The sequence below is a fragment of the Mesorhizobium carmichaelinearum genome, from assembly GCF_900199455.1.
GTDB classification, from domain to species: domain Bacteria; phylum Pseudomonadota; class Alphaproteobacteria; order Rhizobiales; family Rhizobiaceae; genus Mesorhizobium; species Mesorhizobium carmichaelinearum.
On sequence record NZ_FZQR01000026.1, the window covers coordinates 1 to 18,210 of the forward strand.

18 protein-coding genes and 3 pseudogenes are annotated in these 18,210 nt (G+C 58.5%); 7 read left to right on the forward strand and 14 right to left on the reverse strand.

What is annotated here, in order from left to right; translation table 11 throughout:
* On the forward strand, positions 1–359 hold a 359-nt coding region (locus CKW40_RS34010), incomplete at its 5' end, for a TniB family NTP-binding protein (protein WP_244571394.1).
* 134 nt (positions 360–493) lie between these two features.
* On the opposite strand, the gene CKW40_RS34015 is transcribed toward CKW40_RS34010, so the two are convergent.
* On the reverse strand, positions 494–841 hold the full coding sequence (locus CKW40_RS34015; protein WP_095204108.1) for a DUF309 domain-containing protein: 348 nt from the start codon (positions 839–841) through the stop codon (positions 494–496).
* A gap of 56 nt (positions 842–897) precedes the next feature.
* Here CKW40_RS34015 and CKW40_RS34020 point away from each other — a divergent pair.
* Both CKW40_RS34020 and CKW40_RS46025 read left to right on the forward strand, forming a co-directional pair.
* Positions 898–1,604 (forward strand): annotated as a pseudogene (locus CKW40_RS34020) (IS5 family transposase); the annotation flags it as partial.
* 331 nt (positions 1,605–1,935) lie between these two features.
* Positions 1,936–2,572 (forward strand): annotated as a pseudogene (locus tag CKW40_RS46025) (hypothetical protein).
* 551 nt (positions 2,573–3,123) lie between these two features.
* Here the strand turns inward: CKW40_RS46025 and CKW40_RS44095 are convergent.
* The 5 genes from CKW40_RS44095 to CKW40_RS44100 all read right to left on the reverse strand — a co-directional run bounded on the left by CKW40_RS44095 (position 3,124) and on the right by CKW40_RS44100 (position 4,625).
* Positions 3,124–3,291, reverse strand: a complete 168-nt coding sequence (locus tag CKW40_RS44095) for a hypothetical protein (protein ID WP_179298218.1) — start codon at positions 3,289–3,291, stop codon at positions 3,124–3,126.
* A gap of 72 nt (positions 3,292–3,363) precedes the next feature.
* Complete coding sequence (locus tag CKW40_RS34030) at positions 3,364–3,630, reverse strand: exopolysaccharide production repressor protein (RefSeq protein ID WP_095204109.1); 267 nt, start codon at positions 3,628–3,630, stop codon at positions 3,364–3,366.
* Positions 3,631–3,830: 200 nt separating this feature from the next.
* Complete coding sequence (locus CKW40_RS34035; RefSeq protein WP_143748419.1) at positions 3,831–4,097, reverse strand: hypothetical protein; 267 nt, start codon at positions 4,095–4,097, stop codon at positions 3,831–3,833.
* Between the two features lie 79 nt (positions 4,098–4,176).
* On the reverse strand, positions 4,177–4,398 hold the full coding sequence (locus CKW40_RS34040) for a DUF768 domain-containing protein (protein WP_095204111.1): 222 nt from the start codon (positions 4,396–4,398) through the stop codon (positions 4,177–4,179).
* A gap of 59 nt (positions 4,399–4,457) precedes the next feature.
* Positions 4,458–4,625 carry a hypothetical protein gene (locus CKW40_RS44100; RefSeq protein ID WP_179298219.1) on the reverse strand — a complete coding sequence of 56 codons (168 nt, stop codon included), beginning with the start codon at positions 4,623–4,625 and terminating at the stop codon, positions 4,458–4,460.
* Positions 4,626–5,293: 668 nt separating this feature from the next.
* On the opposite strand from CKW40_RS44100, the pseudogene CKW40_RS34050 reads away from it, so the two are divergent.
* A pseudogene (locus CKW40_RS34050) lies at positions 5,294–5,614 on the forward strand (transposase); the annotation flags it as partial.
* A gap of 409 nt (positions 5,615–6,023) precedes the next feature.
* Here CKW40_RS34050 and CKW40_RS34055 read toward each other — a convergent pair.
* The 5 genes from CKW40_RS34055 to CKW40_RS44105 form a co-directional block, all read right to left on the reverse strand.
* Positions 6,024–6,419 (reverse strand): hypothetical protein, encoded by a 396-nt coding sequence (locus tag CKW40_RS34055; RefSeq protein ID WP_095204113.1) that lies wholly within the window; start codon positions 6,417–6,419, stop codon positions 6,024–6,026.
* A 182-nt stretch (positions 6,420–6,601) separates the two neighbouring features.
* A complete protein-coding gene (locus CKW40_RS34060) occupies positions 6,602–6,862 on the reverse strand; it encodes a DUF4242 domain-containing protein (RefSeq protein WP_095204114.1) in 261 nt (86 codons plus the stop codon).
* A 47-nt stretch (positions 6,863–6,909) separates the two neighbouring features.
* Positions 6,910–10,458, reverse strand: a complete 3,549-nt coding sequence (locus CKW40_RS34065) for an adenylate/guanylate cyclase domain-containing protein (protein ID WP_095204115.1) — start codon at positions 10,456–10,458, stop codon at positions 6,910–6,912.
* Positions 10,459–10,942: 484 nt separating this feature from the next.
* Positions 10,943–12,358: an alpha/beta fold hydrolase gene (locus CKW40_RS34070; protein ID WP_095204116.1), complete on the reverse strand. Its 1,416-nt coding sequence runs from the start codon at positions 12,356–12,358 to the stop codon at positions 10,943–10,945.
* Between the two features lie 572 nt (positions 12,359–12,930).
* Complete coding sequence (locus tag CKW40_RS44105) at positions 12,931–13,074, reverse strand: hypothetical protein (protein WP_179298220.1); 144 nt, start codon at positions 13,072–13,074, stop codon at positions 12,931–12,933.
* A 591-nt stretch (positions 13,075–13,665) separates the two neighbouring features.
* Here CKW40_RS44105 and CKW40_RS46030 point away from each other — a divergent pair.
* Entirely contained in the window at positions 13,666–14,328 is a 663-nt protein-coding gene (locus CKW40_RS46030; protein ID WP_439331020.1) for an exopolysaccharide production repressor protein, read from the forward strand.
* Positions 14,329–14,567: 239 nt separating this feature from the next.
* Here CKW40_RS46030 and CKW40_RS34085 read toward each other — a convergent pair whose 3' ends face one another.
* Entirely contained in the window at positions 14,568–15,578 is a 1,011-nt protein-coding gene (locus CKW40_RS34085) for a sensor histidine kinase (RefSeq protein WP_095204118.1), read from the reverse strand.
* Between the two features lie 530 nt (positions 15,579–16,108).
* A complete protein-coding gene (locus CKW40_RS34090; RefSeq protein ID WP_095204119.1) occupies positions 16,109–16,591 on the reverse strand; it encodes a DUF982 domain-containing protein in 483 nt (160 codons plus the stop codon).
* Between the two features lie 247 nt (positions 16,592–16,838).
* On the opposite strand from CKW40_RS34090, the gene CKW40_RS34095 reads away from it, so the two are divergent.
* Both CKW40_RS34095 and CKW40_RS34100 read left to right on the forward strand, forming a co-directional pair.
* The gene (locus CKW40_RS34095; RefSeq protein ID WP_244571395.1) at positions 16,839–17,198 is read left to right on the forward strand and encodes a host attachment family protein; all 360 of its coding nucleotides are present in this window, start codon (positions 16,839–16,841) and stop codon (positions 17,196–17,198) included.
* Between the two features lie 83 nt (positions 17,199–17,281).
* Positions 17,282–17,785 (forward strand): hypothetical protein, encoded by a 504-nt coding sequence (locus CKW40_RS34100; protein WP_095204161.1) that lies wholly within the window; start codon positions 17,282–17,284, stop codon positions 17,783–17,785.
* A 63-nt stretch (positions 17,786–17,848) separates the two neighbouring features.
* Here CKW40_RS34100 and CKW40_RS34105 read toward each other — a convergent pair whose 3' ends face one another.
* Complete coding sequence (locus tag CKW40_RS34105; protein WP_095204121.1) at positions 17,849–18,151, reverse strand: hypothetical protein; 303 nt, start codon at positions 18,149–18,151, stop codon at positions 17,849–17,851.
* Between the last annotated feature and the right edge of the window lie 59 nt (positions 18,152–18,210).

An 18,210-nucleotide genomic window follows, 5' to 3' on the forward strand; every position in this document is an offset into this window, starting at 1 on the left:
TGTTGGTGGACGAATATCAGAACTTCACACCCACTGTTTTGCGGGAGCTGCGGCATCTTCAGGAGCGGTGCGGCTTCGCTTTACTGCTCGCCGGCAACACTCATCGGTTAGCGGGCACGAGGCGTGATACCCACGCTGTGGATCAGATCGAAAGCCGTATCGGCATGCGTTTCGAGACCGGGCAGCCGACGCGGGAGGACTGCGTAAGGATTGGCGCCGAACACAACGTTGAGGGAGCCGACGCCTACGAGGCAATCGCCACCTACGGGCAAAACACCTCCCTTCGCGCGCTTTGCCATCTCCTCAGAATTGCGCTGTCGATACCAGCGGCCTCGGCAGCATTCGTCTTCCCCGGATAGAGACTGCTTCGCGGCATGTCGTGCGGCGGCGATGTGCTCAGGCTTCTGCACGAGCGCCGAAACGCCGCCCCAGACGACCTCCGCGGCCCGGCTTAATTCCGGACAGCGACAGATAATTCCGGACGGCACACCGCTTACGAGCCGAGGACGAAATCAAACACTGGTTGAGGCCGACCAAGTGGCACGTCCCGCAACGCAGTGGGGACCCTTGTTGCTGCTTCGGCATAGTCGGCGAGAATTGCTGGCGGGAGGCCAAGCGCGTTTTCGACAATATGCTCCGATGGGCCGTTCAATCGACGAAACAGCATTGCGGCGCGCTGAGAGTGGCGCACCGCTGCAGCAGTTTTGCCCTCACGTATCTTCACGCCGGCTGCCGACAACAGGATCAATGCTTTAAAGAACACGCGAGAAGGGCCGCCTCGGTCCGCAACCTGCCAGAGACCTTCCCAAGCCTCATGTGCTTCCCAGTGGAATTGGTGCAGGGATCAAATTTCAACGTTTTGCCTCTATGCGGCTTTGATCGAAAATAGTTTGATTGATCCAGCATGCGCCTAAGCACAATGCCTCCCGTCGACACCCAACAAGATCAAATTCAAAGTGACGAACTGGCAGGAATACGAGGCGGGCCTTCGTCGCCGCGGCAGTATGACCCTTTGGATAACGCCTGAAGCGCTTAGCGGTTGGGCTGCACCACGGCGCAAAACAAGAGGCGGCCAACCGCGTTACTCTGATCTGGCGATCGAGACGACCTTGATGCTGGGTATGGTATTCGGACTGCGGCTGCGCCAAAGCGAAGGGCTTTTGAGCTCGGTGCCTGATCTGATGCGATTGGATCTGCCTGTGCCTGATCACACCACGCTGAGCCGTCGGGCAAGAACCTGGATGCCGTCTGTCGAACGACGTGCGGCGCCAGATGGACCCGTTCACGTTCTGGTAGATAGCACCGGGTTGAAGATCTATGGCGCGGGTCAATGGCTGGAGGAAAAGCATGGAGAAAAGTCCCGCCGTGGCTGGCGAAAACTGCATCTGGCGCTTGATGCCGACAGTGGCGAGATCATTGCACATAGTCTGACAGATCAGGAAACCGGCGACGCCTCACAGCTTGAGGCGTTGCTGGACCAGATCGACGACGAGATCAGCCAGTTCACAGCCGATGGAGCCTATGATGGCTACCCAACCTATGATGCTGTGCTGCGTCACAGCGCAGGCGCAAAGGTCGTCATTCCGCCGCGCTCGAACGCGGTTGCGCTGCCGGTGGTCCCCTGACGCGGACTTCCTTGCCGGTGACATCTCGCGCCGCCTGCCGGAAATTGTCTTCTCCGTCGAGGCATCGCTAGCCAGTTCTGAAGATGATGGCTAAGGCGAACCTACAACACGACATCCGATGTAGCTGCCAATAGGACGCTTTAATTCCATGATGCATAAATTTTTAATGTTGCGGAATAGCGACTGGCAACTACGTTGCCGAAGATCACGTAATATTAGAAAACCCTAAAGTCTCCTCGCGCGTACTGTATGTATGTACAACCGGTAGGCGCCAGTTGTTCTTATCCAGGCAACCCACAAGGAGAGTGTCATGGCTAGCATCTTCGAGAGAACCGCCAAAACATTGGCGAGTGGCGCGATTATCGCGGCCCTGTGCATGCCAGCAAACGCCGCCGGAATTGGCGTTGGTGCCGGCGCATCCGTAGGCGGCAGTGGTGGAGTTAACGCTGGGGCAGGTGCTTCTATAGGCGGCTCGGGTGGGATCAACGCGGGCCTTGGCGCATCGATCGGTGGGTCGAACGGCGTTAATGCTGGCGCAGGCGCATCGGTCGGCGGCTCCAATGGCGTCAATGCCGGTGCAGGCGCATCGATCGGCGGGACCAGTGGCATCGATGCGGGTGCCGGCGCGACCGTCGGCGGCTCCGGCGGCGTTACGGCAGGTCTGGGCGCGACAGTTGGCGCTACGAGTGGCATCGGCGTCGGCGCAGGTGTTGGGGTCGGCAACGGCATCGGAGCAGGCGTCGGCGTCCATCGACGGTGTTCCAGGGACTCCTGGCGCCCCGGGTACTCTCGGCACCCCTGGAGTTACTCGCGTCTCGAGTGCTGTCTCCCACATGTCGAGCGCGCAGTTGGCGCGGATGAAGAAGCGTTGTGCGGACGTGCTTGGCAACCAAGACACATATGATCGCGACCTGCGCCAACTTTGCCTGCTGATTGCGGGTCGCTAGCTCGAACGCGAGAAAGTGTCGATTTGGCCGCGAGGCTATAGTTGCGCTCTCCTGGCCTCCAGCCAGTCAGAAAGTCCGTCACCTCAATGTGGCGGACTTTTTGCCGTTGTCGCTTAGCATATTAGTTCCCTCGTCGCTTTGCTGATTGCGCGTGGAGGGACGCTGCCCGGCCTACGCGTTACAGACTGGGCGTAGCGGCCGTCGAGTTTCAAGCGCCGTGTTCAACGGCTCTCCTGAATCGACGGTTTCAATCTCGCCCTTCTTGGCAACAGCCATGCTAACCCTCCCAGAAATCCCTCAAGGTAGGGTGGCGTAGCTTTTCCTCGCCCTTGAGGAGAGAATGTAGCCCGCCGCCCCATTCACGGCAGCCGCGGGCGCCCCTAGGGATGAACGGGGCTTGCCGGGGTGTTGGTACGCCCCTGCCGGGTTAGCGCAATGCAATCGCGGTGCCAGTTAGTGTGACCATAATGAGGGACCCAGCATGGCCGCTGGCGCGCGTTCCCCCGTCGCCGCTCTCCTACACCGCCGAAGCCCCGGCCGCCTCCTCTTGCCTATACAGAGGGTTTTGCTTCCGGCGTGATCGTCTCGATACGGACCTTGTCACCGATCTCTCTAGCCCAGACTAGTGCCTTGCCTTTGTCCTTTGTCGTCAAGACAATGCGCCAATGCGGCGCCTCGTAGACGCTGACGATGTAGGTCGTGCCGGGCGGGTCGGTCATGTTCCCAAGCTGATTTCTGGAAAAGTTGTCCGAAATTATCTGCGGCTTCAGGCTAGTCGGGCCGCCGCGCTCCTAAAGCGACAGACCATCTTTATGCAACGGCGAAGTCGGCATGACCGGCTGCTGTTGGGTCGCATCCTTATCTGCTTCTGTCTCTTCAGAGATGCGGCGCTGATAAACTAGCCTAGCCACCAACGCAAAATATCCGATCTGCAACACAATCGCGGCAACGACGGTCCAGACAAAGGCCTTCCAGATCGATCCCGTGGCCATGTAGACCCAGGCCGCAACGATGCCCGACGTCGTAAACATTCCGACCAAGAATTGCGGAAAATACATCGTTCCCCGTACCCGCTGCCGAACTCACGCAGTCCATTCCCCAATGGCCTAAAGCGAAAATTCCATTATTTTAGCAACTACGCAAGTACCGAAAGATTGGCCCCCATGGTGTCAGACTAGCAATCAATCAGACTATATGCAGATCGGTACTAAGCTCGTGCGGCTCTAGGACGCTGCCCAGCGGGCGGCGTGACCGTCAATTAGGCGATGCGTCCGAGCAGCACAACGATTTGCCTAGCGACCGGGTCGGCGTCATTTTTGAACGCCTCAAGCATTAGCTTGGCCGGTATGGCCGGCGATTGATATTTGTCGTTCAGCAGTGCGGCGACGGCTTCCTCCACCGTGCTTGATCCGTCCAGTCCAAAGTGAGCAAGCCGTTCAGGGGCTGCGGCAAACCATTCTTGGAGTAGCGCCGAAAGGCTCGGCGCCTGAGCATCCACATCTGCAATTTTAATAGGCGTGGCCACGGTAATTTTCCTCCAAAAAGGCGTGTTTGCGTTCCCGCTAATGTCAGGGGCACTAAAAGCGAGCGCCGGCATCATGCAGTCAGTCCGCCAAGCCGGCGTCGTGATGAACGATTGCGTCAAGGATCACCTCGTAGACAATGCCGGTGTCTTGCTCGATCTCGGTGCTGCTGATGCCGATCGCCTTCGCGTCAGCGAACAGCTTTTGCGTCAGTTCGGCAACTGATATGACATCGGCGCCGGGCGTTTCGGGAACATTCGCCGAAATCCATTTGTACAAGAAATCTGTGCCGCGCTTGCTCATCCGAACCAACCGAACGAGTGCGCGCCATGCCTTGTCTGCAAGGACAATTCAGGGGTTGCCTAACGATCAAGGCCTAGCCGAGCCTTCTCGCTGAGGGCGAACGCGTTGGCTTCAGCTTCCGTCTTGAATGCCCGGACCTTTACAATCCCGTCTTCGATGACGCGCACGAACGGCTTGCCACCAAAGTCTTCGATCTCCACAGCCGTCTTCCACGATTGCTTGTTCATGCCTTTAGCCCCATCCCGCCGCCAATCTAACAATATAATGTCAGTAAGGCAGACCATCGCCACCGCTATCAGAATTGAGGCCGGCACCAGCAAACAGGGCGGCTTCTAAAACTCGTGTTTCTTTATCCTGAACATTAGGCACGCCTCATGCAAGCTTCGTCTAAGCTAACAAGTTGCAAGCTCCTCATTCGGTTGCGCCTGATGGCCCGCGCCCATTTGCGACGGACGCGGGCGGACCAAGGTCATGCCGAACGTTGGCCAGCAGCCGAACCGGCCGCCGCGATTCAATTAGCCAGCGCTAAAATGGTTCCGGAAAAAGGAACCCGCCGGCAATAGCCGTCCGCCTAACGGACGCGAAAACCCGCCGCCCCATTCACGGCGACGGCGGGTCGATCTAGCCTTGTGAGCTGGACCTGCGGCAAGCGAAATTGAGGGACTGCGCCTGCCGGTAAGCATCAACCTTTGTCGATCACGTACGTTCCGGAAAGACCTTACTAACGCAGCCCCTGCATGAGGGCGACTTCCGACTCCTAAGAGTGGCGAATCTCAATGAAGCAAGTTGAATGCCCGATAGGAGGTGACCCAAAATGGCACGAAAAGCGGGGGGAGAAACAGTCGTTCGGGGGTTTGTCACGGATTTGCTACTGTTACGGTCACGCCAGCCGGCTCGCCCTAGCCACATGACGCTCGCGACCGACGAGTTCATCCGCCGCTTCTTGCTCCACGTCCTGCCGCGCGGCTTCCATCGCATCCGACATTATGGCCTGCTCGCCGGCTCGGCCCGCAAGGCCAGCCTCGCACGCGCCCGCGAACTGCTGAACGTCGCTCCGCCGCCCGAAGACGACACTCCGGAAGAACCGGCTGACTTCCGGCCGCCATGCCCCTGCTTGGGCGGACGCATGATCGTCATCGAGACGATCGAACGGTGGAGGAGGCAGCCGCGCGGACCGCCGAACGCATCGGCACCGATCCGGGAGACCGCTCCATGACCCGGCATGGTCTGATCCAGCCTCCAGCCACAGGCGCTCAATCTGCGGCGAAGGACCCACGCGCGCCCATGGTGCTCAGCGAGGCCGGCAGGGCCACGTCCGCCTGCGCACAGAGGCTACAAGGCTGTGCGGAGGCTTCACTGAGCGGTCCATCCGTGTCCACCGCGTCGCCTAACGGGGGCGGTCACGCCATCGCCGACATCAGCCGCAAACTAAAATCCCCATAGCCATCAACTGTCGCCCGCGGGTTCCTGCATGAGAGGCTTTCGTACGCCTCACGGCACCCGAAACCCTTTAGCAATTTCAGCGATTCGAGCGAACGCCAATGTCAACCGGAAGTGGACGTTGTAAGGCTAGCGTTCTATGGTGAGACACTCGGGTTCTTCAAAGAGCTGTGGTCTTTCTGGAGCTAAGCCGTCGGCGATGCTTTTTTCCGTGCGGTCGCGGACTTCTTTGCGGCCGGCTTCTTTGCCGCGCGCTTTTTGGCAGCCGGTTTCAGTGTGGCAGGCTTGGCGACAGAACGGCTCAGATCGATCATCTGAACGTCGATGCGGCCATGCAAATCCTGCGGCATCTGCGCGATGATCACGGCGCGTAGCTCCTCAGGCGTTTTGTAATCGGTGTTTACACGGCCAGCGACTTTCTCTTGAGCACCAAACCACAGGACGAGGTAAATTCCTTGGCGCTCGGCGTCAGGATGGCTGGAGTATCGCGTGTCCAGTTGCTCTGCGGCTCCGGTGAACAGCTCGGGATGCCACTGCCCTTTAACTTCGATCGTGAGGAGCCGTCTTTCGCCGCCGATCACGTCTGAGGCGGTAATGTCACAACGGTTTTGGCCGACCGAGTCAGTTCTCAGTGAAAATCCACATCTAGGGCTTTCGGTCCAAGCAGCGCACGATATCCATGCTGGCGGCAGAGGCGGCACGGGCGGCATCCTTTTGCAGAAACCGATTTAGGTAACCAACGAATCGGGTAATGCCAGCTTAGCTAGGTGAACATGTTTGGCCCTATCTCCGAGCCGACTTCGATAATTACCCCAGCCGGAAGATTGTTCTTTCGTGCTGCAGCGCGAATGGATTCAGGATTAGGTGCCTCGTAAAGACAGTAGGTTTTTTTCTTGTCGGCGCTGAGAAACGAGAAAATCCACTGCACACCTTCCTGATCGTTAATCAAATTGACCCCTGCAACCCCATCCTTGGTGAGATTCAGCTGTTCGGCAAAATCTCTTTCAATGACGTAGCGTGGCATGAGCAAACTCCTTCTCAACCTTGTTAACGATAAGCCATCCGACCAGCCTAGTGCAGGGTTGGCTGCAACCTTGCCTTCAAGCGGACCATATTGAGTTCACTCGCCGTCGCCGAGGCTTGTTCCGACAATGACATTGCTCTTTCGGTCGCCGTCTTGCTACCGGTTTTCATCAGCAAGTCTGCATATTCGGCTTGCGCATGCGCGAGCCATGGCCTTGAGCCACTTGCTGCGTTCATCTCCAGGGCATGCTCAAAATGCTCAGCTGCCTTCCTGAAGTTCCCCAGCGTGGCTGACAACATGCCGAGATACCGAGACGCCGCGCCAAAACAGACAGTCGCAACACCTGCCGTGATCGTCATGTCCTTATATGCGAGCATTTGGTCGTAAAGCATCTGGGCGGCCTCGTTGTCGCCCAAACTCACGGCGACTTCCGCTATGAACGAAAGGGACGCGCTTCGCTTGGCGTCCAGCGGCAATGAAAAACCACTGCGCGCCAGTTCCCTCAACCTGCGCTGCGCTGCCTCCCGATAGCCCAAATCGGCCGCAACCAGCGCAAATCCTGGCAACCAGGTGCGTTCGTCCGGGTTCTCTTCTATGAGAAGCTTCATGACCGGGGCGACCTCCATGAGGCGGCCCTGTTCCCGACGGATGGCAAACATCTGCATGCCATAAACGCCTTCAACTTCCGCGCCATGGGTCTGTCTGCCCAAACCCAGCGCTTCTACGGCAAGTGCATCTGCAGCCGCAAATCGTCCATCGAGGATAGCCATCATGGCCCGTCCCTGCCGAGCCATCCAAAGGAAGTTGAGGCGTTGACGCAGCGTTCCGAGTTCCTCCAATCCCTCGACCGCTCGATCGGCCCGCCCTCGATTGCCAAGCTCCGTAGAGACGTAGACGTCGAGTATTAATGCTCGGCCCCGGACATCGTCGTCGTCGATATCGGCCGCAAGGCGCGCCATCTCATCCAATAGCGTGGTCCGATCGTTGGCCTCCGTCGTGGACTTGACCGTGGTCGGCGTCAGGAACGGGAGGACGGAGAGTTCAAAAAGAGACCTCTTGTCACCAAGCCGCCGCGCCAAATCGGCACCATGCTTCTGGCTTTTCGCGCTGTTTCTAGAGTCGCCGACATAGGAATATGCGCGTGCAAGGCGGCTAAGAAGCTGGCACCGTGAGCTCAGATCTTCGGCTTCAATCTTGCCCATTGCTTCCGTGAGAAGCGCAAGCGATTCCGCGAGGGGCTTCGCGGAAAGGAATTGGGCGACATCGAAACCGAGGACCGAACGGATGAATGCCTTCGTATCGCCGGCTTCGCGGGCCAATTTTGCCGCCAGCTTGTATTTAGCCACCGAGTCAGACAAACGGCCCGCTGCGCTCAGTGCCTCGCCGAGCTTCAGGGTCGCTTCGAGAACTTCCTTTTGTGTCCGTCCTTCCGGCAGGTGTTCTGCAATGGAGAGAGCGTTCTGAAAATGATCGACCGCCTCATAGTTGGCTGATCTTCCGAGCGCACGTTCGCCGGCCTTCATCCAATAGGGGAACGCAAGCTCGTCCTGCTGAGCCTTGACGTAGTGCTGAGCGATCAACTCGGGCTGAGTGACCACGAGATCGGGATATGCGTCGATCAGGACCTTGGCTATGGTTTCATGATAGTGCCGGCGTCGCCGGCCGAGCAGCGACTGGTAGGCGGTATCCTGGATTAGCGCATGGCGGAAGACAAGCGCGTCCCGCACCACGCCGCCAACGACGACGAGCTGGGTGGACATGAGCTGATGCAGGGCATCGTCGAGATCGCGCTGATCGAGACCTGTAACTTTGGAAAGAAGACCGCGATCAAACTCCCGCCCTATCGCAGATGCGATCTGCGCTACCTCCTTGGCTACTGCCGTCAAACGATCAAGCCGAGCCATGAGTGAGCCCTGCAGGCTATCCGGAATCTCGACGTTGAGTGACGCGGCCTTGCCGCTCTCAAGAATCGAGCGCGTCAGCTCTTCCACGAACAGCGGTACGCCATCTGTCCGGTCGGCGATCCTGTCGGCTAGCTGATCTGGAACATCCACGAGCATTGACTCGATCAGCTCGCGCATTTGCTGCTTCGTCAAACGCCCGATCGCCAGTGTCGTTACTTGCGCCAATCCGGATGCCCAAGTCGCGGTCCATTCCGGCCGGTGTGTCACGAGGACCAATATCGGCGCACCATGCAAGCGGCTCACTACCTCCTGGAGCACTTCACTGGTCGATGGATCGATCCAGTGCGCATCCTCCACCACAAACAGGACCGGCGCGATCTTCGCCGCCAAGAGCACCCGGTTCGCCAGCATGCGGACGATTAGCTCCTTGCGCTGCGCCGCTGAGACAGCGAGAGGCGGAAATTCGTCGCTGACGTCGAGCGAAAGAAGCTCTGCATAGATCGATCCGACCTCGGAGGGATTTTCCCCGTAGCGCCGAAGAATCGTGCGGAATTTCTCAGTACGCATGGGTTGATCGTCGGCTGGCGAAAAGCCTGCCAAGCGGCTTAGTCGTTGGATGATAGGATAGAACGCCGAAGTTAGGTGATAAGGTGAACATTGCAACCGGATCGGTTCATGCTGATCCTCATGGAGTCTGTCCTCGAGCGCGTCGACGAGGCGCGATTTTCCGATCCCGGCCTCTCCTGACACGAATACCGCTTGACCCTGACCGGCCTTTGTCAGTTCCCAGCGGTCAAGCAGCATGCCGATTTCGCTTATTCGGCCGACGAATTTCGACAGCGCGCTGCCGTGCGCGGCGAAGCGGCTTTCCACTTCACGTTCGCCGCACACTGCGAAGATCGGAATTGCCGACTTGAAACCTTTCAGTTCCTGCTCGCCAAGGCTTTCGATTTCGAAGGACTGGCCGGCAAGTCGACGCGTGCTGTCGGCTACGACAATCTGGCCGGGGGCGGCGACGCTTTGCAGGCGCGCGGCAAGATTAGGGGTATCACCGGCGATCGATCCGCGTTCGTTTGCGCTACTGCCAGCTATGTCACCCACCACGACATGTCCCGACGCGATTCCGATACGCGCTTTCAGTTGCCCCCCAGCTGGCGCTTGCAATGCATCTACCGCATCGAGCGCCTCAAGGCCCGCTCGAATGGAACGCTCGGCATGGTCCTCGTATGCCAGGGGCCAGCCGAAATATGCAAGCACCCCATCTCCGAGATATTTGGCGACGTAGCCGCCGAATCGCGTGACCGCGCCGGCGACGCTATCCTGATAGCGACGTGTCAGCTCGTGCATGTCCTCCGGGTCTATCTGTGCGGACATGGCGGTCGAACCGACTAGGTCACAGAAGAGCACACTAAGAAGCCTTCGGTCGGCGGTGGGTTCCTGCGCGAAATCGATGGCCTGTGGCTCCATATTCTCAGCGGCGGGCGACGCCCGCGAGGGTTGATTGACTCCAGGCTGCGTAAGTCCTTGGACCGAAGCCAAAATGATTTTGCGATGCCCGAGCGAGACACCCAGCTCCTGGAGGTCCGCTTCGGTGACATGCGGGAGCGCTCGAAGGTCGACGTCGTTTTGGACGAACGCCTCCAAGTATTTACTTAGGCCGAGCTGGCTCAGCCAGTTGTCAATCGTTTCCATCGACCGTTTGCCCGCGTCACTTCACTAGGCGAACCTCACTCTAGCACAATGTGGCAGATGGAAAGAGGGGATGGGTGTTATCATAACCGACGCATTTTCTAACCATTTCATGGTGTCGATGAATCGCACCCGCCGCCGTCGCTCACCTTCGCCCTTCGAGCAACTTGTTAGCGCCGCTCTCGCTTGCGGTGACGAAAAGCGGTTGGTCCGACGTTGTAGGCGAGCGAATCAGTGCATCGGCCGCGCGGCACGCGCCGGCAGGGCCAGATGCCCAATGTGCTCCTCCCGGATCGAGGTTCCGCTGAGGTGATCGTCGAGATGGCCGCCAGGGATGAGTCTCATCGGCGAACACGCCGTTACTCGGCTAACATTTCTGGCAGCGTTCGCTATCGCGGTTGGGCTGTTGGTCGACGTGTTCTGAACGCCCAGCTCAGTGCCAGTATTACCTTCCGCCAGCTTGCCGCCAGTGCCGTTCTTCGTCTAGCTATGATAGGAGGAAACGCCTCACTTCATCAAAAAACTGTAGGCAAGCCGCCTCATCCTTCAGAAACATGTGATTCTTGCCGTCGAACGCAACGAAGCGAGCACCGGGAATAGCAGCAGCCATTTGTCTGCCCGCCTCGACCGGGCAGACTCGATCATCGCGAACGTGCATGACAAGTGTCGGTACCTTCACCTTCGGAAGAAGTTCGCGAACATCGAGATCACCGACGACTTCAAAATACTGTGCTGCGCACTCAGGCGAGATCGTTCGTCTTTGCAGTTCGTTGAAGGCGTCGATCTGCTCCTTGGTGCCTTCAGGGAGAAACTGTGACGAAAACAATTGACGAAACGTCGGTTCGTCGGATCCCCATCCTAAACGCATCAAGGTCGTCATAGCATCGCGTTTCTGGCGCTCCTCGGGCGAACGCTTCCGTCCACCCAATGCAAAGCCGCCGTAGAGGATGAGATGCGACACCTTTTTGGGGTGGCGCACAGCGTAGGCTATCGAAACGGCACATCCCTGGGATGCGCCGAACAACGGGAAGCGCGTGAGACGTGCCGCATTAGCAACGGCTTCCAAATCGCTCACCCAGTTTTGAAGTGAAAGCTCGTCCACATTCCTATCCGACATTCCATTCCCTCGCGCGTCATAGCGGATAAGGGTGTGTTCGCTTGCAAGCCCCTCTAGTAAGTGATGCCAGACAGGACTCTCCCAATCATACTCCAAGTGGTTCAGCCAATTAGCGGCCTTCATGAGAGGTGGTCCGCTCCCAACCTTGGCCCACGCAAGCTGAACACCGTCCTTCGCGCGGCAATACGAAATCGACTGGGTTAGTTCGTGGGTTACTTGCCGTTCAAGATCAGCCGATCGCCTAGTTGCAATAGAATAGACGCCGCCGACGCGAAGCAAATAGACCCGGATGGGCTCGGCGATGTTCTTGAGCTGGGTGTTGCCGAGATCGCTGACTGTAAGGTCAAGCCTGGCCTTGACCTGACGATAGGCATCCTCGGACAGGCAAATGGTGCCCGGCGCCGCGACGCCTTCCAGACGCGATGCGATGTTGACGCCGTCACCCATCAAGTCGCCGTCGCTTTCTTCGACAACGTCGCCCAGATGGACGCCAATACGGAATTCGATGCGCCGGTCCTGCGGCACCCCGGCATTGCGCTCGACCATGGCGTTTTGCACCTCGATGGCGCAACGCACGGCGTCCACGACACTGCGGAACTCGACTAGTGCCCCGTCCCCAGTGCGCTTGATCACGCGACCGTTGTGAACAGCGATGGTCGGATCGATCAGGTCGCTGCGCAGCGCACGCAACCGCGCCAAAGTCCGGTCTTCGTCCTCGTTGGCGAGCCGGCTGTATCCGACAACGTCTGCAGCTAGGATTGCGACTAGTTTGCGATTTTCGCTCATCGCGCGACCTCCTTCACCGCTAGGATAGCAGGAAGGCAGAGCGCAGGATGGAACTTTCGCTTCCTGGCAGTCTATCTTGCGGTCGGGGTAGGGAGTTCGCTCTTCGGCTTGTTGATCATGCATTACCGTCCACGACTTCCGGGTGAGGCTTTGCCGCTGTCCTTGAGAGCCTTTGCCAGCTTGTTGAAAAGGTGCGGGTTACCTCGGTGGCTCGCGGCGTTGGCATTCACAGTCGAGAGACCGTGACCCTCGGTGCTGAGGTGGATATCGCCCTTCTCGCTACCGAACCAGATGCCAATCCTCGGATAAGCCGTCTTCTTTCGCTCCATCAAAAATGCCCCCTGGACCATCATTGCCGCGATTGTGTTGCGGGTCGGATACTTTGTCTTAGTGGCATGCTCAGGCGCATCGCCTAATTGACGGTCACGCCGCCCGCTGGGCAGCGCCTAGAGCCGCACGACCTTAGCCAGACCCAAGCGCAGAGGCGTACTTGCGTTGCCGCTAATATTGGAACACCATCATGCGGCTGGAAGTGAACTCTCCGGGCGGGGAGGCCTTGGTTGCCGTTTCAGTCACCCTTTGATGCGCCCGAGCAGCGCAACGATTTGCCTAGCGACCGGGTCGGTGTCATTTTTGAACGCTTCAAGCATTAGCTTGGCCGGTATGACCGGCGATTGATATTTGTCGTTCAGCAGTGCGGGGACGGCTTCCTCCACAGTGCTTGATCCGTCAGTCCAAAGTGAGCAAGCCGTTTAGGGGCTGCGGCAAACCATTCTTGGAGTAGCGCCGAAAGGCTCGGCGTATCCGCTGGCCTTCCGCGTGGGAAAGGGCGAACGATTCCAGATCGAATGTCAGGTTTTTTTGTCATCATCGACCACGCGGACGTGCCATTCGCCGCAGGCCTCGACCACCTCAATGCAAGGGTGGACCTTGCCGTCCGTCTCGGTATCCATCGGCCGTACCCCGTAGCAAACGGTAGTAACCAGACGATTTTTATAGATCCGTCGAGATCGGTGCCGGCCTACCAGGACTGCATTCGACATGGGGGGCGGCTTCCGGGCCGGATGGCACCAAAAGTGAGCCCGCCACCAAGCGATGGCGTGGCCATCCTGAAGAGGCGGCCCGGCTGTGGTGTGTGCATCGCCAGCAACCGGGCCATGCCTTGGTGGCGCAATTCAGTCATTGTTGCGGGTGGCTCCCCATGGGACCAATCTTTCGGTACTTGCGTAGTTGCTAAAATAATGGAATTTTCGCTTTAGGCCATTGGGGAATGGACTGCGTGAGTTCGGCAGCGGGTACGGGGAACGATGTATTTTCCGCAATTCTTGGTCGGAATGTTTACGACGTCGGGCATCGTTGCGGTCTGGGTCTACATGGCCACGGGATCGATCTGGAAGGCCTTTGTCTGGACCATCATCGCCGCGATTGTGTTGCAGGTCGGATATTTTGCGTTGGTGGCTAGGCTAGTTTATCAGCACCGCATCTCTGAAGAGACAGAAGCAAATCAGGATGCGACCCAACAGCAGCCGGTCTGGCCTGCTGCCGGTTTCGTGGACCAGCGCGCGCAGGTGTGCGAGAATTGGCTTGGCGAACTCTGCAGTCTGGTCGGCATAAGTATCGACTTTGTGATTGGAGTTTGGCGCGGACATCGGATCGGTTCCCTGCAATTGTACCTATGCCGCCCCGGACGCATTCATCCACATCGCCTCCCAGACCCCGGCGGCCTATGCCGAGGTCATCACCGCAACCGGCTCCGACGCTGTGCTGATGGAAGGCTCCGCGTCTTCGCCGGTTGCTCAACCCGCGCCAAGAGGCGTAACAGAAACGGCCAAGGCTCTAATCGCCGCCGGATGAATGTTCAGTGGCAGGTCAGCGCACCTCCAGTGGAATTGCGGGCGCTCGTGAAGGGGATGGGGATATCCGCATCGCATTCGGACAAGCTTGAGGAGTGCTCGCGCGCTCTGGACTAAATGCCCTGCGGTCGCCTCAGCAAGAGCTGCGCAACGGTCGGGCTTGCCGGCCTGCTGGGGAAGGGCGCTGCTCTCCCTCCTTGGACGACATCTTCAACGAGCCGGTCAAGATGTCCGGCGGCGCCGGCCGCGGTTCGCTGCGCAAGGTTGTCGGCCGCCGCTTCCCTCCGCCTCTATGGCTTGGGCAGGTCGTTTCTCGATCACCAGCTTAGTTTAGGCCTCTGAAGGCCAGCGCGGGGTTATTGTGCGAGCCGTTCCGGCTGGACTTTAAGCGTGACTACCAAGCCCTGCTTTGACCAGTCATACGCGATCGAGCCACGCAGATGCCCGGTTACGCTGCGCTCGACCAATCTGCTTCCGTAGCCGGGCAGGCCCGCAGGTGTCTCAACGAGGGGGCCACCACTTTCTGTCCAGATGATGATGACGGCGTCATCGTGCGCCGAGCACGAAACATCCAGCGTCCCTTCCTCAGCCGACAAGGCACCGTATTTGAGCGAATTGGTTGCAAGTTCATGGATGATAAGCGCGAGGATAGTTGCCGAGGACTCACCGACGCTCATCCTTGGTACCGACACCCTGATGCGCCCGCTGAACGCTCCCAGATCATCACAAGGCGCGAGCAGTACCGTAAGCAGGTCGCCCAGCAGGGCCGAGGCGGCCTCCGTCTGCCCGGGCACCGGCCGCACCAGATCATGGGCTCGCCCCAAGGCAGTCAGCCGCTGGGTTAGCTCGCGCGCCATGTCATTCGTCGTGGTCGTCGAACGCGAGGTGATTGCGGTAAGGCCGGAGGCTATGGTGAGCAGGTTCTTGACGCGATGGCTCATTTCGCCAGCCAGAAGCTCACGGCTTTCTTCCGCCTGTTTGCGGCCGGTCACATCAATGAAGATGCCGAACATCAGCCGCTGGACGATCCCTTCGTCGTCGCCTTGACCACGCGCGGAAATCCATTTGAGCTCGTCGCCGATCATCACCCGGAAGTCGATCTCATAGGGGCCGACAATCGCTCGCGTGGCGTTGAAGGCCGCCCGCACTCGGTCGCGGTCCGCAGGATGGATGTGCGCGGACAGGTCTTCGAACTTGACGTCTGTGGTGCGCGGGATTCCCCACAGGTCATAGGCTCGGTCATCCATGGCCAACGCGTCGCTGTCCACGTTCCACGACCACAGGGCGACCCCTGCGGCTTCGATGGCTCGGACCAGGTTCTTGGGTTCCCAAAGGAGGGGCTTTAGATTTTCCGCGGTTGTCGTCATGGAAACTCGCAAGGATGTCGAAAACGGAACGGTTGTGACGTCATAAACAAGCGGCTGGCGGTTCTATTAGCCCAATCCATCCGGCATATGAGAAAAAACCGCAGAGCATGCCGCGAGTTTTATCGCCCTGACCATACTTTGAGGCACGGCTGTTTCGCCTCAGTTTCAAATCAACCAATCCTAGCGCAGGAGTGGCTATGTGGACCCTGGGCAAGCCTCCTTGGCGAAAGCCTGCGCGCCTTCTACAAAGGGCGATGAAAAATTCACAACCTGTATATGTAGTCTACAATCCGCCAATGGACGGCATCCCATACCTGGCGGTCGTTCTGGCACCTGACGGAACTGCGATCGCAACGCGTTTCGACACGGCCGAAGAGGCCTCTGCATTCAACAATCAAACCGCTATGAGGCTGCACGGCGACGGCATCAGGCAATGAACGCCAACCTACCGAGATTGTGGGCCTAGCCGGAGTCCTCACCGTCAGCCTTTGCGGCGTACTCCTTCCGGAACATTGCCAGATTCCGGCGTCTCAGCGCTGCGCCTTCAATATTCTGGCCTCTCGCAGCAAGGATCCACGATCAGTACCGACCATATCGATCAGCTCGCGCGCCTGGGCTTCCGTAATCCCGGTTTCGCGCGCGAGGAAACGGATGAGAAAGTCTTCTTGCTCCTCCCTGTGCCCACGATCCCGTCGTTTCTCGTCGGCGATGTATGACGATTTTGGCTGTTCTATCGAACGCGGCGATGGAGCGTCCTGGTTGTCATGCGCGCCTTGCACGGTCAGCGCTGCCTCCTCCGCAGCCGCCAAAAACGCCTGCCGGGCATTTTCCACCTCCTCCTCTGAAGCCAGTGAGCCCGTGCAAGCCCGCAGCGCGTCCCGGTATCTTGAGCCATGCTCTTCAGGCCACTTCTCCATCAGCAAGATCGCAGCCTCGGATGCACTAGACAACGTGCGAAGTTCTCCATTTGGCAACTCAACCGTCACTGGAACCCTGAAAAAAGCATCGTGCATCGCGTCATCCCTGTCCCATCATCTCTGAGCGAACGGGAGCGACGACATTCGTTCCAGCGCGATAACCCGTGCTATCTGGGGGGTGCGGCCGTTCGGCGCGGCCCCAGGCGGCCGGGCGTCGACGAAAGGCTCAGATCCAAGCATCCATTGGCGGCTAGGTTCGTTAAGACTGACGTCAGCGGGCCCCCAAACCGATTAGCCAAGGGCTGGCGCAATCTCGGATATTCCTAAAGGCGCGACCGTTGCTGTGGCCGATGGCAAGAGGCTCAACCTGTTCCGCAATTCAGGAGACGAATCCAATCCAAAACTGACGGCCTCGGTCGTGGAAGACGTGGCAAACGAGAACAAGGGATCCGGTGCGCGTCATCAGAGCAGCTCCGCCCAGATCGAGGAGGACAGTTTCGCCGCCGGAACCGCCGATCTGCTCAACCGACAGGTCCTCGGCGGGCAAATCGCCAACCTGATCATCATCGCCGCTCCGCGCACGCTTGGCGAACTGCGCAAGCACTATCATCAGAAATTATCGGACGTTCTGATTGGCGAAATCGCCAAGGATCTCACCGGCCATTCGGCCCAGGAGATCGAGAAGGCAGTTGTCAGCGCCTAGGCGCATCATCGACAGGAACTCAAATCTGCATCGCGCTGCGCTATGATCGTCTTCGCGCCTGCGCCGAATTGAAGGACTTTATCATGACAAAATCCATTGGATGGCTGGCCGCAGCAGTGCTTTGCATTGGAGCGCCCGCTCAGGCCGCTGACGGCGCCTTTCTGGAATCGTTTGCCGGCAACTGGGTTGGCAAGGGTACGGTCAAAGTCGACGCCGATTCCCAACCCATAAAAATCAACTGCAAATTTGCATCTGATGCGACGGAAAGCTCTTTGGCGCTTAACGGCAAGTGTACAGGTTACGTGGTCTTCTCGCGGGCGATCGGCGCCGACGTGAAGACGAACGGCAAAACCTATACGGGCATATACACCGGATCGAGCACCGGCCCGGCCGGCCTCAGTGGCAGTCGCTCAGGCAACGCACTGGTCCTCGGCATCCATTGGGCAAAAGAAGTCAATGGCGACCGTGCCGCCCAGCTAAGGCTCGAAAAAGTTGGCGACAATGGGATGCGATTGACGACGATCGATAAAGACCCGGCAACCGGCAAAACCATTGTGATCAGTCGGATTGATCTCAGCCGCTCCTAGCGTGTTTGGTTGGCCAAGATCCGGCGCCTCGCTAGTGGGAAGACGGGGCTGCCGCGCCGACTATTACGTGAGCTCGTAGTAAAAATCGCAAATCAAATCCGCGACTTTGACCGCTTCAAAGTCAGTCATGTGCGCCGCTGTCTCAACAGCCACGGCCTCCATATCGTCCTGATCGATTGCCAGAAGATCCAGTATCTTTGCAAACTTGAACTTGAGCTCCCGGTCCCCAGCGAATTCATCGATAGTGACGTGCAAAATGTTCACATTTGCGTCGATCAATCGCGTTTGTATGGCGTCGGCAGAGGCTGCCAGCGTGCGAATTGCCGCGAAAAAGTGCTCTCGCGCATTGGCGTATTTATCGTCCATTTTGATACCTTCAAAGTTGAAAAGCTGCGCCCTGGACGTGATGCGCGAACCGGACTTAC

Bases quoted from the DNA above. Each gene is read 5' to 3' on its own strand.
- CKW40_RS34070 (WP_095204116.1), bottom strand. From the start codon at position 12,358: ATGAGCGAAAATCGCAAACTAGTCGCAATCCTAGCTGCAGACGTTGTC.
- CKW40_RS34040 (WP_095204111.1), bottom strand. From the start codon at position 4,398: ATGAGCAAGCGCGGCACAGATTTCTTGTACAAATGGATTTCGGCGAAT.
- CKW40_RS34085 (WP_095204118.1), bottom strand. From the start codon at position 15,578: ATGACGACAACCGCGGAAAATCTAAAGCCCCTCCTTTGGGAACCCAAG.
- CKW40_RS34090 (WP_095204119.1), bottom strand. From the start codon at position 16,591: ATGCACGATGCTTTTTTCAGGGTTCCAGTGACGGTTGAGTTGCCAAAT.
- CKW40_RS34060 (WP_095204114.1), bottom strand. From the start codon at position 6,862: ATGCCACGCTACGTCATTGAAAGAGATTTTGCCGAACAGCTGAATCTC.
- CKW40_RS44095 (WP_179298218.1), bottom strand. From the start codon at position 3,291: ATGACCGACCCGCCCGGCACGACCTACATCGTCAGCGTCTACGAGGCG.
- CKW40_RS44100 (WP_179298219.1), bottom strand. From the start codon at position 4,625: ATGAACAAGCAATCGTGGAAGACGGCTGTGGAGATCGAAGACTTTGGT.
- CKW40_RS34065 (WP_095204115.1), bottom strand. From the start codon at position 10,458: ATGGAAACGATTGACAACTGGCTGAGCCAGCTCGGCCTAAGTAAATAC.
- CKW40_RS34030 (WP_095204109.1), bottom strand. From the start codon at position 3,630: ATGTATTTTCCGCAATTCTTGGTCGGAATGTTTACGACGTCGGGCATC.
- CKW40_RS34100 (WP_095204161.1), top strand. From the start codon at position 17,282: ATGACAAAATCCATTGGATGGCTGGCCGCAGCAGTGCTTTGCATTGGA.
- CKW40_RS46030 (WP_439331020.1), top strand. From the start codon at position 13,666: ATGTATTTTCCGCAATTCTTGGTCGGAATGTTTACGACGTCGGGCATC.
- CKW40_RS34105 (WP_095204121.1), bottom strand. From the start codon at position 18,151: ATGGACGATAAATACGCCAATGCGCGAGAGCACTTTTTCGCGGCAATT.